Source organism: Flavobacterium sp. LB2P53, assembly GCF_003970305.1.
GTDB lineage: Bacteria > Bacteroidota > Bacteroidia > Flavobacteriales > Flavobacteriaceae > Flavobacterium.
Genome location: NZ_RYDG01000001.1, coordinates 340418 through 363609 on the forward strand (window position 1 = coordinate 340418; position 23192 = coordinate 363609).

The following is a 23192-nucleotide window of genomic DNA, read 5'->3' on the forward strand; positions in this document are numbered from 1 at the left end:
TTGTGATATCAAATTAAAACATATGAAAACAGTATCACTTAAAATAGATGATTCAATTTTCGGAGAAACCGAAAAAATTCTTTCAAGAATCAGTATTCCTAGAAATAGATATATCAACGAAGCAATTGAATATTATAATAAAGTACAGAAAAGACAAATTTTAGAAAAAAGACTTAAAGCCGAATCCGAATTAGTCAAAAAAGATTCAATGAACATTTTAAAAGAATTTGAAAAAATTGACTATGCAGATTAATCAATACGAAATTTGGATTGCTGACTTGAATCCACAAATAGGAACTGAGGCAGGTAAATCTAGGCCTGTTCTAATTGTTCAAACAAATTTGCTGAATAAAGTATCGCATCCCTCAACAATCGTTTGTCCAATAACTACAAACGTTGAAGATGATTCTGATATTTTAAGAGTTCATATTAAAAAGGGAATGGCAAATTTACATGAAGATTGCGACATAATGATTGATCAAATTCGAGCAATCGACAACAAAAGATTATTTAAAAAAGTTGGAAAATTGCCAACCGATTTAATTGAAAAAATAAAAGAAAATATTGCGATTATCATGGACCTAGAATAAGCACGATCGCACAACAGCCATTTGGCAAGATTGCGAATTTTGTGGTAAATTCACTTATACGTTTCGCAAGAAATTTTATCTTTAATGGAAAATATAAAGTTCCGAACTTCGCAACTGACGAGAAGCGGCGGAACTTTATATGATAGCTTAATCTCCTAAAAGAGAAGCTATAGTAGAAGCGAGAAAAACTTTGAAAAATATTCTATGAATAAAACAACTAATACACTGTTACTACTATTTTTAGCAGTCTTTATTTTATCCTGCCAGAATAACAAAAAAGTTCATACAGAGGTAAAACAAGTAAATCAAGATAGTTTAAAACTTCGTGAAATCATTGCTCAGAAGAAAAAATTTTTCCTTCAATATTGGGGAGGAATGACTACTAGTGAATTTCGTGAAGTAAATAAATTTTTGGTGTCTGAAGGGAAGTTGTCACATATCAACGAACAAGACAAGTACTATTATCAGGTGGAAAATTGCGGAACAGAGTTCTATCCTTATTTTGCGGACGGGAGATTATACGAAATCACATTATCGGCATCAGAATGTCTATACAAATTATTCCAAGAAAAATACAAATTACCTGCTCTAAAGAAAATAACTTACCAAGAAAAATCTGTTTGGGAGGACAATCCTAAATATAGTCCCGCAATGTCATATCTTGATGAAAATAACAAGTTAATACGATTACCAAATGCTTTTATAGATAGTTCTAATCTAGCAGGTTTAAAGGACGAAGAAAATAAAGGTATTAGTAGTGAAATGTACGTTCTACAGCAGGATTCAATTTCAGTTAAAACCTCTACCGCCGACATAATAATTTCACAACATCTTGAACAAAGTCAAATACACAAACCAAGTATAGAGTATTCTTTAGATAAGAGTCCTGAAATGGCTAAATATAGAAAAAGTGATGAGGGTGATAAGATGCTAGGTGGTTTATTTGCTACAAAACAATCAAGTTTTATTAACACAAATTCTAGATTTAGGAAAGTAATAAGAAACACTGAGAACATTATCTACATAAGGTATATTTCAACGGAATACAAACATAAAAGAAAGTTGGATAATGACAAAAACGACGAACAACAAAAACTCTTAAAACAAAAAAAAGCTGAAAATGAAGCTATCAAGGAAATATAATATAACAGAGGAGTTAAGAAAAACTGAAGATTTCACCCAAAATTTTAAAATTAGAATAAAAACCTGAAATGAATAACTTAAATTTTAATACGGAAAGATTGAATTTGCGAACAATCGCAGAAAGTGACATTGATAACATTCACAAATTACATAGTTTGGCTGAAACTGATGAATTTAATACATTAGGAATTCCAAATAATATTAACGAAACCAAAATTATTGTCGAAAATTGGATTTTTAACAATAATTTGGAGAATAACAAGCATTTCTCTTTTGCGGTCGAATTAAATGGAGAAAAAGAATTTATCGGATTAATTGGAATAAATTTAGGAAAAGAAAAGTATAGAAATGCTGAAGTTTGGTTTAAATTTGATTCCAATTATTGGAATAAAGGTTATGCTACAGAAAGTTTAAAAAAAATAATAGCTTTTGGTTTTGAAACATTAAAACTTCACAGAATTGAGGCAGGTTGCGCGATCGGAAATATTGGCTCAATAAGTGTTTTAGAAAAAGTTGGAATGTCAAGGGAAGCGCATACAAGAAAATTGTTACCTCTAAAATCAGGTTGGTCTGATAATTATGGATATGCCATTTTATGTACTGATTAAAAATAAAAATCCCCGCTAGCGCAAGCGCAATGTCATTAAGTTAAGATTTTATACCAGCACCAGATGGCTCGGAAATACACTCAGTTTTCTCTTTAACAAATAGCGCGGTTTTGCAAACCGTGCCCATTCCAATTGGTAATTATAACACTTAGTCGGTAGGTAGCCGAAGAAATAAAGCTAACAAAACCATAAAAAAACTGACATTAAAATGTAAAAGCTATGCCGTTTTAAGGATATAGCTTTTCTGACTTGTTTTATCTGCATGCGCCGGTGACCACGGTTTACAAAACCGCGCTAACCTTAGTGACGACATATCTGATAGACCTGGAAATTTTAAAAGCCAAATTACTAGTTGGACAAAAGAATGACCTCAACGCTACATCGTGTTTATTGAAAAATAAATCTGTCGTTTAATCCTAATAAAAAAACCTTCTTTTTCACTTCAAAAGGTTTTCATAGCAATTACAAACACCGTTATTTAAGAAAAAGTAATGGTGTTTTTTTATTGCTACAATTTTGTATTTTGCAACAGCATTTAATTCTAAAATAAAAACATGAATACTAATCATATCGATATTATTATAATAGGAGCGGGTTTATCCGGTATTGGCGCCGCGTGTCATTTGTCACGTAAAAATCCAGACAAAAACTATATTATTTTAGAGGCAAGAGCGGAACTTGGAGGTACCTGGAGTTTGTTTCAATACCCTGGAATCCGTTCCGATTCGGATATGTATACTTTTGGGTATTCCTTCAAAACATGGGAGGATCAAAAGTCTTTCGCCGACGGACCTTCTATATTAAAATACCTCAATGAAGCCGCAGACGAATATAAAGTGCGAGAGCATATCATCTACAATCAACGCGCTCTTTCTTATAACTTCGATACAGAAAAAAAATCATGGACGGTCACTACCGTAAATACCGTCACGGAAGAAGAAACAGTTTATAGGTGCCAGTTTATCTTTAGCTGTAGCGGCTATTATAATTATATCAAAGGGTACACTCCTGAATTTAAAGATCAATCCCGTTTTGAAGGTAAAATTGTCCATCCTCAAAAATGGCCTGAAAAATTAGATGTTGCCAATAAAAAAGTGGTTATAATTGGCAGCGGCGCCACTGCTGTGACCATCCTTCCGGAGCTTGCCGCCGAAGGTGCACAAGTTGTCATGCTGCAACGATCGCCAACCTATATTGCTGCTTTACCCAATAAAGACAAAATTGCTGCTCGCCTCAAAAGCCTGTTCCCAAAAAAAGTAGCTTATAGACTGATTCGTTATAAAAATATTTTTTACGCTATTGTCTTTTTTAATCTGTGCAAGTTCTTTCCAGAGGCAATGAAAAAATTCATTATAAAAGGGGCCGAAAAGGCTTTGGGTAACTTTCCCGTGGACCCTCATTTTATACCCAATTACAATCCATGGGAACAACGTTTTTGCATTGCGCCAAACGGAGATTTTTTTAGAGCCATCAGAAAAGGGAACGCAGCGGTAGTTACGGATCATATCGATTGTTTTACAGCAAATGGGATTTTACTAAAATCGGGGAAGACACTGGCCGCCGACATTATAATTACCGCAACTGGACTTGATTTAGTGGCGTTTGGAGGCGTAAAAATTCAACTGGATTCGCAACCTTTTGATGTTTCTAAATCTTTTGTCTATAAAGGCCTCATGTTAAGCGAACTCCCCAACTTCTTTATTTTTGTTGGCTATACCAATGCTTCGTGGACGTTGAAAAGTGACCTTACCAGCGAATATATATCTCGGGTTTTAAATTATTTGGACAAACACCATTATAAAGCGGTGCAGTCAAAAGTAGTCGAGACAAATTTAAAACCGGTTCCACTACTCAACCTGAATAGCGGCTACATTAACAGAGCAGCGAATACGCTTCCTAGTCAGGGAAACAAAGCACCTTGGCGTATTTACCAAAATTATGTGCTGGATTATAAAATGCTTCGCTTGGATGCCGTTAAAGACAAACGACTTACGTTTTTCAAATAAAGGAGGTTCAAGAGTACAGTAAAGAATTGGGTACTAATAATCCGGAAGTAAACGGTCTTCGAGCTCCAAAATCCTAATAAAACCTGAGAACGTTCAACAACATATCAATAATGCAAATTAAATAGATTGTCAAAGTATTTAAAACACGTTTGGTGCAATCTAAACGCCCAATTCTTTGGCTAAAAGAAAAATCATGCTATTATTACTGCATTGATGATTGAAAGGTCAAACGGAATGAATGTGGGAGACCATACGATTAACGGATACCAAAATCACACGGAACAAAAACATAAAAAAGATTGATTTGATTGCTTGTACATACGTTGTAACACACAAGAGATGAACAAGAATAGTATTAAAAGTCGGGTTGCTCTGCAGCGTCTCCCGACTATTAATACTATTTCAGTAAGCAATAAATTTGAGTAAAAAATCTGGAAACTTAGTCAACGGATTACCTCATATTCGCGAAAAGAAAAGGCCCTTTAAATAGAAATCAAAATGGTAATAGCATCACCAACAGTAACAAGACCAGTTCCAGAACCGATCAAGTTTTGTCCAAACAACACATTATTTCCCGATGTCCTGTATTTTGCCAAAGTCCGCAAAGGATCTTTTCCTGATGTCACTCCTTTTTCTTGGTCTACAGTTGTCATTACGCATCTCCCGCAAGGTTTCACTCCAAAAAAAGTCAGCTCACCTATTGTGAATTCTTTCCAAGAATCCTCTTCATAAGCGTCACCTCCTGTAACAACAAAATTAGGTCGAAACCGATTCATCGGCAGTGCTTTTTTTAAACGGGAATTCAAATCATCCAATGACGATTGACCAATCAACAAAAAAGGATAGCCATCCGAAAAAGAATTAATATCAGCTTGCGTAACGGCATATTTAGCCTCTACTTTTCGGTGACTTTCCTCAGGCATGTATACCAAACGAGCCGAAAATCCCAATATTCGAGAAAACCAATCTGAAACAACTGAATCTACTTCATACGCCTGAATGGAGTCCTCCCAGACCATCACATCAATTTTAGTTTCGGCTTCCGAAAAAGATTGCTGCAGCGGAAGTTGTATTGTTTCTAATTGCACGCGATGTGTAATCTTCAGGAAATCCCCTATAATTTCAGGCAGAAAAAGAGCTAATTCCGGATGTTCCCTTTGCGACAGAAACATTCCGTTTTCATCAATCAACAACCAACGGCGGTCGTGTTCCAATCCACGATCGGTCACTTGAGCTTTTTGCAATTTAATTCCACCTAATGATTTTACAGGATAAATCCAGATTTCTGAAAGTTGTACCATAGCACTCTATTTTTCCCAAAATTACAAAAACAAAGTATTCCGTTTTTAATAATTCAAACTCAATCCAAAACCCATTCCCATATCGCTGTCATAATGCGTGGTAATTCCAAAATTTCTCTTGACTATATACCGCAATCCCGCCATGTATTCTTTGTCCGTATTCCACATTAAATTCATGCGCAATCTTTTAGAAACCGGAATATCCATGCGTTCAAATTGCAACCTGAAATTCCCGTCGGTATACACTTCGGCTTGCGCTTTAATCAGCATTGGCATGGTATATTCGACTCCGGCACTAAAAACGGCGCGATTGTCTTTGGTATTGGTTTGCCCAAAAAGATTCTCTTCCATTGCTCCCATTTCCATTTTTCGATACCGCCAGTCAAAACCAATGAATGGCATTAGCCACTGCATTTTCCCTAAATATCGTCCAATATGCGTTTCCGTTTCATACCCGTGATGATCGGTATAACCCAAACGCCATTCGGTACCAATACTCCAACGCGTGTTTTGAATCATCAGCATTCCATCGTTCCCATTGGTGGCAAAATCATTTTCAGCCATCACATGGAAGGTTCTGTCATCGGCAAATAATTTGCGTTGCGCTAATTTTGGATTTGGAATCAAAGGATTGGGCTCTTGATTTTCATAACTAAAAACGCGACCCATTCCCGCCATCATGTGATAGAGAATGTGACAATGAAAAAACCAATCGCCTTTGACATTCGCATTAAACTCAATCGTATCGGTTTCCATCGGCATAATATCGATGATATTTTTCATGGGAGCGAACTCTTTCTGACCATTCAGGACTCTAAAATCATGCCCGTGTAAATGCATCGGGTGGCGCATCATGGAACCATTGAAGAGTACAATTCGAACATTCTCTCCTTTTTTAATTAAAATTTTATCGGCTTCAGAAACCACTTTATTGTCCAGACTCCACACGTAGCGATTCATATTTCCTGATAATTCAAACCGCAGTTCTTTTGTCCCCCCAGCCCCCGAAGGGGGAGTTGGAAGCGTTGTTTTAGTAGGTGATTTCAGCATGGCATAATTCAAAGTGACAATATCAGAAAGTGAATTAGAATCATACTTATTATGGTTTGCATGTTCATCATCTAATAGCATATCGGTTTTTTTAGTCTCCCCTCCTTCGGAGGGGCTGGGGGAGGATAATTCAGGATACATTACTACATTCATATCCATTTGGTTCAGTGACATTTTCATTCCCATATCATCTAAATCGCCATTCATTTTCATCATGCCGTTCATCATTTTCATTCCTTCAAAATATTTTAATTTTGGCAAAGGCGACATCAGTTGCTTGATTCCATCTCCTAAATACAACGAAGCTGATTTAGTTCTATCCTCCGAAGTAACTAAAAATTCATACGCCGTTTTATCTGCTGGAATCGTTACAACAACATCATACGTTTCAGAAACAGCTACGATTAATCGGTCGACTTCAACTGGTTCCACATCGTTTCCATCACTGGCCACCACGGTAATTTTTCCACCGGCATACGTCAGCCAAAAATAAGTAGAAGCGCCACCATTGGCAATCCGCAACCTCACTTTATCTCCCGCTTTGAACTTCCTCACCCCAGACCCCTCTTCAAAGGAAAGGGGAGAAGAAACGCCATCTATTTTACTTTCATTTTTGCCGTTGATCAAAAACTTATTGTAATACACATCGCTTACATCCATCGCATTCATTCGTTTCCATTCATTGGTAATTTTTGTCTTAAAATGTCCTGCTTTTATGGCTTCGGCATAGCTCTGGGTAGTTCCTTTTTGAATTGCAAACCAATCGGTTGCATTGTGCAGCATCCGATGGACATTTTTTGGATTTAAATCCGTCCATTCACTCAAAATGATTGGAACGGTTGGTAAATCATCAATTCCTGCTCTAAAAGTTGGATCCTCATTTCGTTTGTTCATAACAAAGGAACCGTACATCCCAATTTGTTCCTGCAACCCCGTATGACTGTGGTACCAATGTGTTCCGTGTTGAATAATTGGAAACGTATATTTATGGGTGGTATGCGGTTTTATTGGCATTTGAGTCAAATAAGGCACGCCGTCTTCTTTATTGGGTAAAAACAATCCGTGCCAATGCAGCGAAGTATCTTCATTTAATTCATTGTGTACATAAATTTCGGCAATATCGCCTTCGGTAAACGTGAGTGTCGGCATGGGAATCTGTCCGTTTACGGCAATCGCTCTTTTGGGTGTATCGCCAAAAGTGACAATCGTATCCCGAACATATAAATCATACCGAACTATTTTTTGCGCTTCAGCATTCCAAGCAAAAAGCAAGAGTATAATTATTATGGAGTATTTTTTCATAATTAAAATTTTAAATTACGCAATCGCAACGCATTTGCAATTACTGAAACAGAGCTAAAACTCATGGCCAAAGCCGCAATCATTGGCGAAAGCAACACGCCAAAAAACGGATACAAAACACCCGCTGCAATTGGAATTCCAAGCACATTGTAGAAAAAGGCAAAGAATAAATTTTGCTTAATATTTCGCATCACCGCATGACTTAAGTTTTTGGCTTTGACTATTCCTTGCAAATCGCCTTTCACTAACGTTATTTTGGCACTTTCGATAGCCACATCTGTTCCTGTTCCCATGGCAATTCCTATGTCGGCTTGTGCCAAAGCCGGCGCATCGTTGATTCCATCACCTGCCATGGCTACAATTTTCCCTTCGGCTTGCAATCGTTTAATTTCTTTGAGCTTGTCTTCAGGCAAACAACCCGCTTTATACGAACTCAAATGCAACTCCTGAGCCACTGCTTTTGCCGTATTTTCATTATCACCGGTAAGCATGATTACCTCAACTCCCTGACGCATCAGTTCTTTTATAGCTGTGATGCTTGTGGCTTTGATGGCATCTGTAATCGAGACAAATCCCACCGCAATTCCGTCAATTGAAATATAAGAAACCGTTTTTCCGAGTTTCTGTTCGGCGATAATTTTATTTTCTAATTCTTCGGAAATCGTGGCATTTACCTGCTCCATCAATTTTTTATTTCCGAGTGCCACTTTTTTATCGACTACGGTTCCAATAACTCCTTTGCCGGAAATCGCTTCAAAATCCTTGACTTCGATTAATGAAACTGCTTTCGCTTTCGCAAAATTGACTACGGCTTGCGCCAAAGGATGTTCGCTATACTGATTTAAAGAAGCAATACTTTGCAACAAAGAATCTTCTTCATTATTTAAAGAGAATACTTTTTCAACAGAAGGCTTTCCTTCCGTAATGGTTCCTGTTTTATCGGTAATCAGCACATTTACTTTATTCATATTCTCTAACGCTTCGGCATTTTTTATCAAAACTCCAGATTGCGCTCCTTTACCAACACCAACCATTACGGACATGGGCGTGGCCAATCCCAAGGCACACGGACAAGCAATAATTAATACTGCAATCGCATTGATAAATCCATACACCATTGCGGGTTCAGGACCAAATTGTGCCCAAACAAAAAAAGTGATTATGGAAACCCCAACTACAATTGGTACAAAATATTTAGCGATTCTGTCCGCTAGTTTCTGGATTGGTGCTTTAGACCTACTGGCAGTGTTGACCATTTGTATAATTTGCGAAAGCACCGTTTCCGAACCTACCTTTTCAGCAATCATCACAAAGGATTTATTGCCGTTAATGGTTCCGGAGCTAATACTATCGCCTGTTTTTTTATCTACAGGAATGGGTTCACCTGTTATCATCGATTCATCAACAGTACTTTCTCCATCGGTAATTTTTCCATCCACCGGAATTTTATCTCCCGGTTTTACCCGCAATAAATCTCCTTTTTTGATATCATGAATCGAAATCACTTTATCCCCTTCATTGCTAACCAAAACAGCTTCGGTTGGCGCTAACTTCAATAATTCTTTTATCGCTCCACTGGTTTTACTGTGCGCTCTAGCTTCGAGTAATTGCCCCAATAAAACCAAAGTTAATATCACCGTTGTAGCCTCAAAATAAAGATGAACCGCTCCGTTATCCGTTTTAAATTCATCCGGGAAAATAGCGGGAAAAAACAATCCAACCAAACTAAACAGAAAAGCGACTCCAGAACCAATTCCAATCAACGTAAACATATTGAGATTCCAAGTAACTATAGATTTCCATGCACGCTCAAAAAACATCCAACACGCATAAAAAACGACAGGAAGTGAAAATAATAATTGTACCCAATTCCACTTTTCTAAATCCATAATTTTCATTATTGGATTATTCGGAATCATATCTGACATGGCAATAATAAAAATGGGAACTGTAAAAACTACCGCTATTTTCATTTTGCGGACTAAGTCATTGTACACTTTGTTTTCTTCAGAAGCGGTGGGTTCCATTGGTACTAAATCCATTCCGCAAATGGGACAGGAACCGGGACCGTCTTTGATTACTTCGGGATGCATCGGACACGTGTACCTTGTTTTTGCAACACTCAATTCGGGAACTTTTTCCAGATTCATTCCGCACACAGGGCAACTTCCCGGTTTATCATAGACTTTTCCCCCCTCACAATGCATCGGACAATAGTATTTGCCTTGCGCAGTAGCGGGTAAAATTACGGTTGATTTCTCTTGTGGTTTATTCGAACTGCAACATGACTTCTCAATTGGTTTTTCAGTAATTCCATGAGAATCAACACTAGTATTCATTTCTATGGTGTAGTTTCCAGCGCCAGTTAAAACCTCTTGTAATTGAACTGTGGAAATGTGTTGATCCATTGTTATAGTCGCTATTGGCGGATTCAAAGTAACTGTCGCTTGAATTCCATCAATAACATTCAATGTTTTTTCTACTTTGGAACGGCAACCGTCGCAAGACATTCCAGTGACTGTATAAGTATGTTTCATAATGTTGAATTTAAAAAAAATCGGTTCTATAAAAGTATAGAACCGATTTAAAAAAACTTTAATGTTGATGATTCTCTTCTTTTGTATCACTTGCTTTTGGAGTCATCTGCATCCCACATTTTGGATATTTTACAGATTTATCACTCATTTCTTTCGGGTGCATTGAACAAGAATACATTGCTTTATGGGTTTCCTTTTGGGAAGATTTCACCGCTTCTTGAGCTGATGCTATGGAATTCACTGCTAAGAATACGCTTAGTACGATAATTAATGTTTTCATTTTTTCTATTATTAAAATATTTAGCTAAACATTCATTGCTACTAAACAAAGGTACATAACCTTCTATTTTAACTTGTTGTAGAATTTTGGAAATGATTTATAAGTTTTACAACCTATCAATTTGCAATCTGTTATTTTCTACTAATTCGACTTCTCCTAACTTCACCGAAACAGGAAAAATCCCAAGTTTTTCGAGCTCGGATTTCACAACCATTATACAGCGACCACAAACCATATTTTTGACATAGAATTTCATCGCTATTGAACGGTTCCTATTCTCCTGCCACAATTTAGCATCTCCGCACCAAAATAGGGATTAATCACGTCTTGGGTTTCACTGATCCAATACCCGTTTTTTCCTGCTCCATACATGGGACAGTAATCCTGATATACGGTTTGTTTGGTTCCAAAGGCTTTTATCAAATCAAAAACATCTTTGCTCAATAACGAAAAATACGTTCTTTGATGCTCCATTTTACCGGCATTATCCCCAATATGTTTGACATTTACTTTGGCATCCGCCACAAAAGCATTGTATTTATTTTTTAATTTGGTGTCTAATGAAGTTGCGCTGGAACTATTCAATATAGTATGCAAATCTTTTGCCGCGATGGCTGCTCCTTTTGAATCGTCTTTGGTTAATGCATTTTTAATTTTGAGATAATTAGATACAATAGCATCGGTTGGAAAAGTCATTTTATCAGCACTCTCCGTTTTGAGCACAGCACCGGATTTTGCCCTGTTTTCAACAGGAGTTAGCTCTTTTTCAGTAGGGATTGTTTGCACCACTTTCTCGGTTAGTTCCATCCCGCATTCTGAACATTCTCCACCGGATGCACCAGTAACTTCCGGATGCATCGGACAGGCATATAATTCCGTAGCTTTTTCTGTTTTTTCAGAACTTGTAGCTGCTGCTTCTTTGTTTTTCTGGTCACAAGAAACCGTCATAAATACCGTTATTAAGGACAAAAGCATTATTTTTTTCATTGTGTTTTTTTTATAATTACAAATTTACTTTTATTTAAAATCAATTATTCATTGTTATAAATTTAAGCTTTATCTATTTATTTTATGATATTAAAAAAATTATATTCTAAATTTAAATAAATTCCATTGGGTGCTGTACGCATCATAGAACTCATAATTTCCCTCCGGTAAGCCAAATCCAAACGGGCTTGACTATTGAAAATAAATTGTATTGCCGGAACCACATCAAGATACGATTTTCCATTTTCATTGATCGTTTGCCCAACAAATTCAACCATCAGGTTAATATTTGTTTGTTTAAAACTGGTGTATTTTTTGGGATACATCAGTTTGCCAAAAGACAAGGTATAATTCGTGGCGTTATTGCCTAATTCACTTGGAAAAGGATAATTTGGTTTATTATCAAATGCCTTTTCAAAACTTACCGACGAACTAATTGCTACTTTTTTTATCAGTTTCGTGGCTACTAATCCGGTCTCAAAACCCGTATTGTGCCCCATTATTTCAATTTGATCCTGATGAATATCCGCGTTATTAAAACTATACCTTCCAAAAGCAGCCAAACGAAAATGACTGTTTAAATCATCTGTCGAGAAAAACCGGTATTTAGCATAAAAACCGCCTCCTTCTGTAACCAATTGACTGTTTCTATTACTGACAAATGCGGTAGCCCTAACCATCAAATTTTTATTCAAACCATAGGTTACTTCCGGCATCAAATGATAGTTGTACTCTTCACTAAATTGCTCCTCAAAAAGGGATTGTGACAGTCTTACACTCAATGAATTTGCAGGGATATTACTGGCTGGGTCCGTAACAACAAATAATTCCTGGGCTTGCATTTGAGCCGATATCAGGAATAGGACAGCAAAGCGTAAATAACTCATATTAAATTGTTTTAAGGTGAAAATTATTTTCATTTTCGACCAGATAACTAGGGTATTTCGACAATGTTTTAAATGTTTTTTTATACTCTTTTTGAGTAACAAAACCTTTATCAACCACTTTTAACTTTGTTTCCCCGTTCATTGTCTTTGCTTTCACATCAACAAATATAAAGGTGTGTTCACCCTTTTTCAATGCTAGGTTGTCTTCTATTTTCAAATTATCGAAAGCCATTGTCAACACCATGGAGCCCACAAAAAAACCAGCTTTTTCGACACTCGTTTTTAAAGTTTTTGGACTTATTGAATTATTTTCCTTCAAATAAACGGTAAACGTATTCGTATTTAGATCTGTACTGACGCTGTCTACTTCAGTCATGGCCTTTAGCTGTTTGTTAATTGCATTCGAACACATGGAACACGTTAAACCCGTTGCAATTATGTCTGCTTTTGAAATTTGAGAATAGGACTTCATGCTTGCCATCAAAACCAAACAAGCAATACCAATGAATTTTATATTTATATTTTTCATCTTATTTTATTTTTTTATTTGCATTAAAATTTGTTCTTCTGTTGGATTTACAGCAACCAGTTTCCCTGTTGCATCAAAAAGATAGGCACTAGGCAACTGCTCTACGCCAAAGACTATAGCCGATGGCGCATCAAACCCTTTGGGATCAATCAACTGCTCATATTCTAATTTGTCTTTTTGAATGGCACTTAACCATTTCGCTTGATCCGTATCCAGGGATATTCCTATAATTTCGAAATTTTCTGTTTTATACTGATTGTAAAAAGGCACCAGCTTTTTATTGGCCATTCTACACGGTGCGCACCAAGAAGCCCAAAAGTCAATTAAGACGGTTTTCCCTTTTACAGAAGCCAAACTTACAGTGGCCTCTTTATTATTTTTAAGTTCAAAATCAGGTAAATTATCTCCAATTTTCATCTGGGCATTAGCCGTTGAAAAACTGATTATTACACTTACTACCAGAATTATTTTTTTCATTTTATTTTCCTTTAAATAATTATTGAAGCGTCTCTACCGTTTTTCCACAAGTCATCATTTGCGAACCGTAATACGGATTCTTAACGTCATTTTCTTTGCTCAACCAGTTGGCTCCTTTACCGCCATTTGCCATAGGACAAAACTGAAGATAAACCGGAGTCTCGTATTTAGCCACTTTTATCAATTCATACATCGATTTTGATAAATCCATGAAATGATCTCTCTGATGAGAAATATCTTTTGTATCACCAATATGCTCAGAATGTTCTTTTAAGTCATTCAAAACTTTCATCCAAACAATATGTTCTTCCGATTTTAGTGTTTCCATCTTCACGGAATTGATTGCCGTTAATAAATCCTTCGCTTTCAAGGAAGTACTGTTTCCGTCTGTTTTCACTAAAGCATCTTTTAAAAGAAAATAGCTATCAAAAACAGCTTTTAATGTAGTATCTACTTGTTGTTTTGTAACCGCATTATCTGAGTGATTGGCGTGGCCTGCATGATTTTCTGTAGTGACGGTTTCCATTTTCGTTGCTGGAGAAACGGCTACTTTTGCTTCTCTTTCATATTGGCAACAGCCATGTAGTTTGTCATAAACAGCATCTGGAGCAAGAAACTTATCACTGTCATACCCTGCTAAAGCAATGCGTTTCAGGATTTCGTCTTGACTTGTTTTAGTCGAGTCATACGTGAGTGTTGCCATTTTGGTGTCTTTATTCCACTCGACTTTCGCTGCTTTTTTCAGGTTACCTGTAGTTTCTATGGTGCTTTTACACATCTCACAGTTGCCATATATTTTTACCGTTTCTGTTGTAGCATTTTTAATTTGCGCATGGCTGATTGTGATTGAAAGCAACAGAGTAGTTGCCATCAATATTTTTTTTATTGAATTCATTTTGATATTATTTTGAAGTGAATTAGTCGCAAAACATTGAAAACAACAGCTTATTTTGCTCTGTTTTTTGAATTGTAATTGACTACGTTTATTGGTTTTTAAAGCATATACTGCTTTGAACAAGACAGTTTTTTGGCTGTCAAAAAAGAAATTTAGCTTATTTTAGGTGGAAGCCAAATAGAACGGAAATGGGATGAGATAAAGATTTCCGAGTAATAATAATTTTGTTTTTCAGTAGAAAAACTAAAAATTTGCTTGTTTAATTCCGTATTAAATATGGATGTTAAACCCAAATGAATTGCTGTACTGCCACAAGAAATACTCTTGCAAGCACCGTTACAACCATCATGCGAGCCTTTATTTGATTTTTTTTCTTTCTTACAACAGTCTTTTTGCTCCGTTTTTGAAGAGAATTCTTTTTTGCAACACGATTTCTCTGCTTTTATTCCACACGCAATAGCTACACTTGGAGTCATAAAGAAACCAAACGTAACTAATAACAATATGTAAAACTTTTTAGCCATAGTATCGTTTAAATAAAGTACAAAGATATTGATTGATTCTTAATTTCAAATGCATTACGTCATAAATACGTGTTAAAAATAGCCTATTATTTTCCCTCGCCTAGAATTCCATTCATTATAGACTGCGATACGGATAATATAATACTAAAAAACAAGGCAGTCCAAAACGTATCTACGCGAAAACCGTCCACAATTTTTGTACACAACAAAATCATCAGTGCATTAATAACCAATAAAAACAAACCTAAAGTTAGTATCGTTACCGGCAAAGTTAGTATCACTAATATTGGCTTGATAAATATATTAAGTAATCCAAGAACAATTGCCACAATCAAAGCCGTGGCGAATCCATCTACACGCACACCCGGCATAAAGTTCGCAATAAGCAATACTAAACCAGAGGTAATAAGAATTTTGATGAGTAAATTCATAAGTTTATCTTTTTAAATTTTAATAAATGTAGTGAAAATTAGAAACCATCTCCTTTATTTTAAAAAAGAAGTGACTTTTTGATAGAACTCAGCTGGATTTTCGGCATGAAGCCAATGCCCTACATTAGGAATCGTTTCAATATTTGAATCCGGGAAATGCTGTTTTATAATTTCAAAATCGCTGTCTAAAATATAATTTGATTTTCCGCCTCGAATGAACAAGGCTGGTTTCTCGAAAACGGAATTCTTAGGCAACGGAATTCCTATTTCATCCATTTTTGTATTGAAAACTGCCAAATTAAATCGAAAGGCAAGTTGCCCGGGCTCTTGCCAAAACAAATTCTTCATCAAGAATTGTCTGGTTCCAAAATCAGGAACAAACTTCTCCATGATTTCTTCGACATCACTTCGACTTGGTTTTTTTGAAAAATCAACCGCATTCAATCCCGCCAAAATATCCTGATGATGCTGCGGATAAAATTTTGGTCCTATGTCCGCAACAATTAACTTATTAACTAATTCAGGATGCAATGTTGCCAGAAGCATGGCTATTTTCCCGCCCATCGAGTGTCCTAAAATATTGATATTTTCTAATTTATGAGCTTGACAGTACTCGTAAACATCCTGCGCCATAATTTCGTAGGTAAAATTCTCTGAGTGCAGGCTTCGTCCGTGGTTGCGTAAATCGAGAATATGAACCTGAAAATCAGTTGCGAATTGCGTTCCGAGTGTTTTCCAGTTATCAGACATCCCCAGAAATCCGTGAAGAATTAAAAGTGGCTGTCCTGATCCTTCTATTTTTGAAAAAAGCATATAATTTTAGATTTTAACGTTATGATTTAAATTAAAAACCATTAAGAAAGTAAAGTTATTAAGCTTAAAACTTAATCCATCATAATTTCTTAATGGTTAAAAAAAACTATTTTAATTTTTGCAAATACATATTCACCACATTGTCTAATCCCAGATAAATAGCTTCGGAAATCAGTGCATGACCAATAGAAACTTCGAGTAATCCCGGGATATTTTGTTTAAAAAATTGAATGTTATCCAAACTCAAATCATGACCTGCATTGATCCCTAATCCAAGCGCATTGGCTAGGATGGCAGCGTGTGTGTATGGCACAATTCCGTTTTGATTTCCTAAACTGTATTGGTGTGCGAATGCTTCGGTATACAATTCAATTCTTTCGGTTCCAATTTTTTTTGCACCTTCAATCATTTCGAGAACAGGATCTACAAAAATGGACGTTCTAATTCCGTTCCGTTGAAACTCCTGAACAATTTCAGTCAAATAAGAAGCGTGTTTTATGGTATCCCAACCAGCATTAGATGTTATGGCATCTACAGCATCCGGAACTAGAGTTACCTGAGTCGGTTTTATTTCCAGAACAAGGTCGATAAAGGTTTTTTCTGGATTTCCTTCTATATTATATTCCGTAAAAACAGTCGTTTTTAAATCCCGTGCATCCTGATAGCGAATGTGGCGCTCATCCGGACGGGGATGTATGGTAATTCCTTGCGCTCCGAACTTTTGAATGTCGGCAGCTACTTTTAATAAATCAGGAACATTTCCTCCACGAGCATTACGTAAAGTAGCTATTTTATTGATGTTTACACTTAATTTTGTCATTGGAACCCTTTTTGATTAAACCAGTACTATTTCTTGAAGCAAAAATACAAAGTAAAACTTAGGAGTTTTTGCTTATTTTTGATTATTTTGCATGAAATATTTTTGCCTTATTTATGATCGGAATTACAGACTATATAACCAATGATTTTAAAGCGATTAACAACCAAGATACTATTGCGGTTGTTCAAGAATTCTTCAATGACGTCCACTTTTCACATTTCCCAATAATCGAAGAAGGGGTGTATCTGGGCAGTATTGCCCGCGAAGATCTAGAAACTTTTGACAGCACTAAAAAAGTATCTGATTTTCGCTATTCACTGGAAGGGTTTTTCACAAGAACTAATACAATATGGCTTGATGTGCTGGAAGTTTTTGCAAAAAATCAGACTAATTTAGTTCCGGTTTTAGACGAAAACAACACCTACGTGGGTTATTATCAAATAGAAGACATCATGAAGTTTTTTCATGAAACTCCTTTTTTAAAGGAACCCGGCGGCGTTATCGTTGTCAAGAAAGCCGCTTTAGATTATTCTATGAGTCAAATTACCCAAATAGTCGAAAGCAACAATGGCAAACTTTTAGGTGTATTCGTCTCCGAATTAGATGTTGAGAGCGTTGAAGTTACCTTAAAAATAACGTTAGGCGCTATCAATGAAATAATACAGACTTTCAGAAGATATGATTATGAAATTATATCCGAGCATCAAGAAGACAATTACATCAATAATTTGAAGGAACGCTCTGATTATTTAGACAAGTACCTTAATATATAGTGCTCGTTTAACCGATTATTTGTTTAATCGATTAAATACTAAAACAAACATATCAACATTAAACGATTACACAAAAAGATGAAAGTAGCGATCTACGGCCAATATTATCAAAACAGTACCGAACCTATTATAAACGACATCTTTGTTTTTTTTAACAAAAATAATGTAGAGATGATTATTGAGTCTCATTTTTTGCTGATGCTCAACGAAAGGAAAATTGTAGAAAAAAAATACAAAACCTTCACATCCCACACTGAACTTGATTCTAGTTTTGATATGCTCATCAGCATTGGAGGAGACGGAACTATTTTAAGAGCGGCCACTTTAGTGCGGGATTCCGGAGTTCCTATTTTAGGAATAAATGCGGGAAGACTAGGTTTCCTTGCAACCGTCCAAAAAGAGAATATCGCAACATTCATGCAATTTGTCATTGACAAAAAATACACCATCTCAAAAAGAACATTACTGAGCGTAACCTGCACGCCACCAAATGAATCCATCCAAAAAATGGATTTTGCCATGAATGAAATTACGGTCAGTAGAAAAGACACTACATCGATGATTACGATAGACACGTACTTGAATAACGAATTTTTAAATTCATATTGGGCCGATGGGTTAATTATATCAACACCAACAGGATCTACGGGGTATTCTTTGAGTTGTGGCGGTCCAATCTTGACACCTGATGTAAAAAGCATCGTCATCACCCCAATTGCTCCCCACAACCTAACGGCCAGGCCTCTTGTTGTTCCGGATGAAACAGAAATTAGACTGAAAGTTTCCGGAAGAGAGGAAAATTATTTAGTGTCCTTAGACTCCAGAGTTACCTCGGTAAAGAACGAATCCATACTAACCTTAAAAAAAACCCCCTTTCAAATCAATATGGTAGAAATACCCGAAGAAACTTTTTTGAAAACCCTTCGAAGCAAATTACTTTGGGGACAAGATAAGCGGAACTAAATCATTTTAATAAATAATATACGATTCTATGTTTTTTTTTCGTTTGAATAAATAAAATACTCACTTTGCGCAATTTACTTGTCAATTAATCAAAAAAACACACATTTAACTGAATGGGTATTGAATCGTATTGATTATTATTATATTTGCACGCAATTTTTGATTGAATGAACAAGATTTTCTATTTATTGTTTTGCTTACTCCCATTTACGAACACCCAGGCTCAGATCCACGAAATTGGTGTTTTTGCAGGTGGAAGTAACTTTGTAGGCGATGTTGGTCCTACGACTTACCTTGCGCCAAACGAACCTGCTTTTGGGGTTTTATACAAATGGAATAAAAGTCCAAGACATGCTTACCGATTTTCATACATGCAGTCAAACATAAATTCAGATGATTCAGATTCAAAAGAAGCAGCAAGAAACCAAAGAGGATATCGTTTTGAAAACAATCTAAAAGAAGTCTCTTTAGGACTTGAATTCAACTTTTTTGACTTTAATCTTCACGACTCTCGAACTAAAATTACACCTTATGTGTTTTCAGGAATCAGTTATTTCCTGAGCAGGTACAAATTGACAGACACGCAAGCAGGTACAACAGCAGAAGGCAGATCAGAAAGAAGAAAATCAATAGCGATCCCGATGATTTTAGGAATCAAGTCAACGCTATCTCCCAGTTTAATATTGGGATTAGAAACCGGAGCACGGTATACGCTGACCGATAATATAGAAGGAAGTTATAATGGGAATTTTGGAAATATAAATAATAATGATTGGTATGTCTTCACAGGAGTTACGCTAACGTATACCTTTGGAAACAAACCCTGTTATTGTGCAGAATAAAAAAATGAATTTACTAGACACTATAGATGCAACGAACCTACCAAACCATTTGGCTATCATAATGGATGGTAATGGCCGTTGGGCAAAACAAAAAGGACTCTTACGAGCTTTAGGTCATGAAAGCGGGACAAAATCAGTAAAAAAAATAATTGAAGCCAGTGCTAAACTAGGGATTGATTTTCTAACACTCTATGCTTTTTCTACCGAAAACTGGAACAGGCCCAAACTGGAAGTAGAAACCTTAATGAAGGTACTCATCAACTCCTTAAAAAAGGAATTAAAAACCTTACAGGAAAACAATATAAAACTGAATGCTATTGGTAATTTAGAAAAATTACCAAAATCTGCACAAAAAGAGCTCCTCGACGTTATTAGTAAGACAAAAGACAACACGCAAATGACACTAACCCTAGCGTTAAGCTACGGTTCCAGGGAGGAAATTGTCACTGCTGTAAAAAACATTTGCAGTAAAGTTAAAAATAATATAATTTCAATAGACACTATTGACGATTCCATTATTAATGAGCATCTTTACACGCAAAATTTACCTGATGTAGATTTATTAATACGAACTAGTGGAGAGCATAGAATAAGTAACTTTTTGTTATGGCAAATTGCCTATGCAGAATTATATTTTACTGATGTATTATGGCCAGACTTTAAAGAACAAGATTTATATGAGGCTATCATTAGTTATCAAAAAAGAGAACGTAGATTTGGAAAAACAAGTGAACAAATTAAATAATTATTTAGTGTTAAATAAAAGCATCAGAATAGCCCTCACCGTTTTAATTTTAGGAAGTTTTACACAAGTTAAAGCACAAGAAAGAGTTCCTTTTGATCAAGGAAAAAAATACATCTTAGGAGATGTAACAGTTGTTGGCGATATCACTTTCAACACTCAAACTGTAGTTACTTTTGCTGGTCTGCAAAAAGGACAATCGATAACTATTCCTGGTGAACAAATAAGCAGCGCCATAAAAAAACTAGGAAAACTGGGCTTGTTCGATGAAATTTCATTTTATATCAATAGAATAGAAAATGACAGCATCTATCTTGATTTGAATATCGTGGAATTACCTAAATTGAGTGGTGTAAAATTTGTAGGTGTAAAAAAATCAAAAACGGAAGCTTTAATTAAAGACAACAGCCTTAACAAAGGGAAAGTAGTCAATGAAAATTTAATTACCACTACAAAAAACTACATCGAGAACAAGTATAAAAAAGATGGGTATTACAACACCAAAGTAAACATAAATACTGCCAAAGACACAGCTACGATAAACCAAGTCAACATGGTTATCAATGTAGACAAAGGAAATAAAGTAAAAATACAAAAAATTGATTTTGTAGGAAACACAAAAATATCCGATAAAGTATTGCGTAAAGCAATGAAGGATACCAAACAAAAAAACTTCCTGCGTGTTTTAAAAGGCTCTAAATTTATAAAAGAAAAATACAAATCGGATTTAGAAAACGTAATCGCTTCTTACAAAGAGAAAGGCTATAGAGATGCCAGAATACTTTCGGATTCTGTTACCTATGACAAAGACAAAAAAGCCTTAATGATTAAAATAAATGTCGAGGAAGGAAATAAATACTTTTTTGGAAACATTAAATTTTTAGGAAATACCGTTTATCCGGATCAATATCTAAACAGAATTTTAGGTGTCAAAAAAGGGGAAACCTACAACGGAGTACTTCTGGAGAAAAGAATTGCAGACAAATCAAAACCTGACGGAGAGGACATCACGAATTTATACCAAAACAGCGGTTATTTATTTTCTAATATCAATGCTGTAGAGGTAAGAACCGCAAATGATACCATTGACTTTGAAATCAGAGTTACTGAAGGACCAATTGCATACTTCAATAAAATTACAGTAGTAGGAAATGACAAGACCAATGACCGTGTAATTTACCGGGAATTAAGAACCAAACCAGGAGAGAAATATAGCAAAGAAGAGTTAGTACGAACCATTAGAGAGATTGGCCAATTAGGATTTTTTGATCCGGAAGCCATCGATCCAAAATTCAAGAATGTAGATTCAGGAGCAGGAACTGTAGACATTGAATACAATCTGGTGGAGAAAGGATCCAGCCAAATCGAACTTCAAGGTGGTTACGGTGGTGGTGGTTTCATTGGAACATTAGGACTTTCTTTTAATAACTTTTCAGCCAGAAACTTACTCAATAAAGAAGCCTACAAACCGCTTCCTATGGGAGATGGTCAAAAAGTATCGTTACGTTTACAGGCCAGCACCTTTTTTCAAACGTATAGCGTCTCGTTTTCCGAGCCTTGGTTTGGAGGTAAAAAACCCGTATCTTTTAGTACCTCATTGTCATACAGCAAACAATTTTTGAATAATTTTATAACACAAAGAGCCGATAAAAGTAAGAGTTTTAATATCATTACATTGTCCGTTGGCTTGTCAAAAAGATTAACGGTGCCGGATGATAACACGTATTTATCTCAATCCGTAAGTTACCAACATTATGATTTAAATAATTACAACACTGGATTATTTACTTTTGGAAACGGGTCTTCCAGAAATTTAGCGTATACTATAGGACTAACGCATACCAATAAAGGATTCAATCCTATATTTCCAACGTACGGTTCTGAATTTAGTTTAACCGCTAAATTTACACCACCCTATTCATTGTTGAATGGAATAGATTATGCCACACTAGGCGATAAAGAAGAATACAAATTAAAAAACACTGTAGACCGACAAAATGTGCCTGATGGAAATGGGAATATTGTTCAAATTGGAGATTATATTGACACCAACGGAAACAAAGTGACCGATTTTAACCTGGCGGCAACAAACATTAGTAAAGTAGATCAAGAGCGATTTAAATGGTTGGAATATTATAAAATAAAGTTTAAAGCGGACTGGTATACTAAGATTTACGGAAAATTAGTCCTTAGAACGTTGACTGAATTTGGATTTCTTGGAGCATACAATCAAGACAGAGGTTCAGTTCCGTTTGAACGATTTTATCTTGGGGGTGACGGACTGGCTAACTTTTCTATGGATGGTAGAGAAACCATTCAGTTAAGAGGGTATCCTAATAATTCATTGACACCCGTAAATAGCACAGGAGATCAAATTGGAGCTACGGTTTTTAACAAATTTTCAATGGAGTTACGCTATCCAATAACATTAAAATCATCCGCATCAATTTATGCTTTGGCATTCATGGAAGCAGGTTCGTCATTTAGTGATTTCAAGAGCTATAACCCTTTTGCCTTAAATCGTTCCGCAGGAGTTGGATTGCGTGTATTCATGCCCGCATTTGGTTTGTTGGGAATTGATTTTGGCCATGGTTTTGACGCTCTGCCCGGACAAGCAGAACCAAACGGATGGGAAACTCACTTTATTATTGGACAACAATTCTAAAAAATTGATTTAAAATTTTTCTAGTAC

23 protein-coding genes are annotated in these 23192 nt (G+C 35.9%); 10 read left to right on the forward strand and 13 right to left on the reverse strand.

Features of this window, described 5'->3' with window-relative positions; all coding sequences use genetic code 11:
- Positions 1 to 22 precede the first annotated feature (22 nt).
- The 5 genes from EKL95_RS01575 to EKL95_RS01595 all read left to right on the forward strand — a co-directional run bounded on the left by EKL95_RS01575 (position 23) and on the right by EKL95_RS01595 (position 4347).
- Positions 23 to 253, forward strand: coding sequence for a hypothetical protein (locus EKL95_RS01575; RefSeq protein WP_066082045.1), 231 nt, complete (start codon positions 23 to 25; stop codon positions 251 to 253).
- A complete protein-coding gene (locus tag EKL95_RS01580) occupies positions 243 to 590 on the forward strand; it encodes a type II toxin-antitoxin system PemK/MazF family toxin (RefSeq protein WP_126455663.1) in 348 nt (115 codons plus the stop codon). The genes EKL95_RS01575 and EKL95_RS01580 overlap by 11 nt, the downstream gene beginning before the upstream one ends.
- A gap of 204 nt (positions 591 to 794) precedes the next feature.
- The gene (locus EKL95_RS01585; protein ID WP_126455665.1) at positions 795 to 1733 is read left to right on the forward strand and encodes a hypothetical protein; all 939 of its coding nucleotides are present in this window, start codon (positions 795 to 797) and stop codon (positions 1731 to 1733) included.
- Positions 1734 to 1801: 68 nt separating this feature from the next.
- Positions 1802 to 2341 carry a GNAT family N-acetyltransferase gene (locus EKL95_RS01590; RefSeq protein WP_126458604.1) on the forward strand — a complete coding sequence of 180 codons (540 nt, stop codon included), beginning with the start codon at positions 1802 to 1804 and terminating at the stop codon, positions 2339 to 2341.
- Between the two features lie 554 nt (positions 2342 to 2895).
- Complete coding sequence (locus EKL95_RS01595; RefSeq protein WP_126563387.1) at positions 2896 to 4347, forward strand: flavin-containing monooxygenase; 1452 nt, start codon at positions 2896 to 2898, stop codon at positions 4345 to 4347.
- Between the two features lie 482 nt (positions 4348 to 4829).
- Here EKL95_RS01595 and EKL95_RS01600 read toward each other — a convergent pair whose 3' ends face one another.
- From EKL95_RS01600 to EKL95_RS01665, 13 genes are all read right to left on the reverse strand, one after another.
- A complete protein-coding gene (locus EKL95_RS01600) occupies positions 4830 to 5648 on the reverse strand; it encodes an MOSC domain-containing protein (RefSeq protein ID WP_126563388.1) in 819 nt (272 codons plus the stop codon).
- 45 nt (positions 5649 to 5693) lie between these two features.
- A complete protein-coding gene (locus tag EKL95_RS01605; protein WP_126563389.1) occupies positions 5694 to 8000 on the reverse strand; it encodes a multicopper oxidase domain-containing protein in 2307 nt (768 codons plus the stop codon).
- 2 nt (positions 8001 to 8002) lie between these two features.
- On the reverse strand, positions 8003 to 10537 hold the full coding sequence (locus tag EKL95_RS01610; protein ID WP_126563390.1) for a heavy metal translocating P-type ATPase: 2535 nt from the start codon (positions 10535 to 10537) through the stop codon (positions 8003 to 8005).
- Between the two features lie 58 nt (positions 10538 to 10595).
- Positions 10596 to 10817 carry a hypothetical protein gene (locus EKL95_RS01615; protein ID WP_126554825.1) on the reverse strand — a complete coding sequence of 74 codons (222 nt, stop codon included), beginning with the start codon at positions 10815 to 10817 and terminating at the stop codon, positions 10596 to 10598.
- 258 nt (positions 10818 to 11075) lie between these two features.
- A complete protein-coding gene (locus tag EKL95_RS01625) occupies positions 11076 to 11804 on the reverse strand; it encodes a DUF3347 domain-containing protein (protein ID WP_126563391.1) in 729 nt (242 codons plus the stop codon).
- A 77-nt stretch (positions 11805 to 11881) separates the two neighbouring features.
- Positions 11882 to 12724 carry a hypothetical protein gene (locus EKL95_RS01630; RefSeq protein WP_233579257.1) on the reverse strand — a complete coding sequence of 281 codons (843 nt, stop codon included), beginning with the start codon at positions 12722 to 12724 and terminating at the stop codon, positions 11882 to 11884.
- Positions 12693 to 13220, reverse strand: a complete 528-nt coding sequence (locus EKL95_RS01635) for a heavy-metal-associated domain-containing protein (protein ID WP_126563392.1) — start codon at positions 13218 to 13220, stop codon at positions 12693 to 12695. Before EKL95_RS01635 ends, EKL95_RS01630 begins: the two co-directional genes overlap by 32 nt.
- Positions 13221 to 13226: 6 nt before the next feature.
- Complete coding sequence (locus EKL95_RS01640) at positions 13227 to 13697, reverse strand: TlpA family protein disulfide reductase (RefSeq protein ID WP_126563393.1); 471 nt, start codon at positions 13695 to 13697, stop codon at positions 13227 to 13229.
- Between the two features lie 19 nt (positions 13698 to 13716).
- Positions 13717 to 14592 (reverse strand): DUF3347 domain-containing protein, encoded by an 876-nt coding sequence (locus EKL95_RS01645; RefSeq protein ID WP_126563394.1) that lies wholly within the window; start codon positions 14590 to 14592, stop codon positions 13717 to 13719.
- Between the two features lie 152 nt (positions 14593 to 14744).
- Positions 14745 to 15116 (reverse strand): hypothetical protein, encoded by a 372-nt coding sequence (locus tag EKL95_RS01650; protein ID WP_126563395.1) that lies wholly within the window; start codon positions 15114 to 15116, stop codon positions 14745 to 14747.
- A gap of 86 nt (positions 15117 to 15202) precedes the next feature.
- Positions 15203 to 15547 (reverse strand): phage holin family protein, encoded by a 345-nt coding sequence (locus EKL95_RS01655; protein ID WP_126458568.1) that lies wholly within the window; start codon positions 15545 to 15547, stop codon positions 15203 to 15205.
- A 54-nt stretch (positions 15548 to 15601) separates the two neighbouring features.
- Entirely contained in the window at positions 15602 to 16360 is a 759-nt protein-coding gene (locus tag EKL95_RS01660) for an alpha/beta fold hydrolase (RefSeq protein ID WP_126562594.1), read from the reverse strand.
- Positions 16361 to 16466: 106 nt separating this feature from the next.
- Entirely contained in the window at positions 16467 to 17180 is a 714-nt protein-coding gene (locus tag EKL95_RS01665) for a pyridoxine 5'-phosphate synthase (RefSeq protein WP_126563396.1), read from the reverse strand.
- A 113-nt stretch (positions 17181 to 17293) separates the two neighbouring features.
- Between EKL95_RS01665 and EKL95_RS01670 the strand changes: the two genes are divergently transcribed.
- The 5 genes from EKL95_RS01670 to EKL95_RS01690 all read left to right on the forward strand — a co-directional run bounded on the left by EKL95_RS01670 (position 17294) and on the right by EKL95_RS01690 (position 23165).
- Entirely contained in the window at positions 17294 to 17953 is a 660-nt protein-coding gene (locus tag EKL95_RS01670; RefSeq protein ID WP_126454125.1) for a CBS domain-containing protein, read from the forward strand.
- Positions 17954 to 18031: 78 nt separating this feature from the next.
- On the forward strand, positions 18032 to 18916 hold the full coding sequence (locus EKL95_RS01675) for an NAD kinase (protein ID WP_126554809.1): 885 nt from the start codon (positions 18032 to 18034) through the stop codon (positions 18914 to 18916).
- Between the two features lie 167 nt (positions 18917 to 19083).
- The gene (locus EKL95_RS01680; protein ID WP_126563397.1) at positions 19084 to 19758 is read left to right on the forward strand and encodes a DUF6089 family protein; all 675 of its coding nucleotides are present in this window, start codon (positions 19084 to 19086) and stop codon (positions 19756 to 19758) included.
- Between the two features lie 4 nt (positions 19759 to 19762).
- Entirely contained in the window at positions 19763 to 20503 is a 741-nt protein-coding gene (locus EKL95_RS01685; RefSeq protein ID WP_126458549.1) for an isoprenyl transferase, read from the forward strand.
- Positions 20436 to 23165, forward strand: coding sequence for an outer membrane protein assembly factor (locus EKL95_RS01690; protein ID WP_126458546.1), 2730 nt, complete (start codon positions 20436 to 20438; stop codon positions 23163 to 23165). Before EKL95_RS01685 ends, EKL95_RS01690 begins: the two co-directional genes overlap by 68 nt.
- Positions 23166 to 23192: the final 27 nt, after the last annotated feature.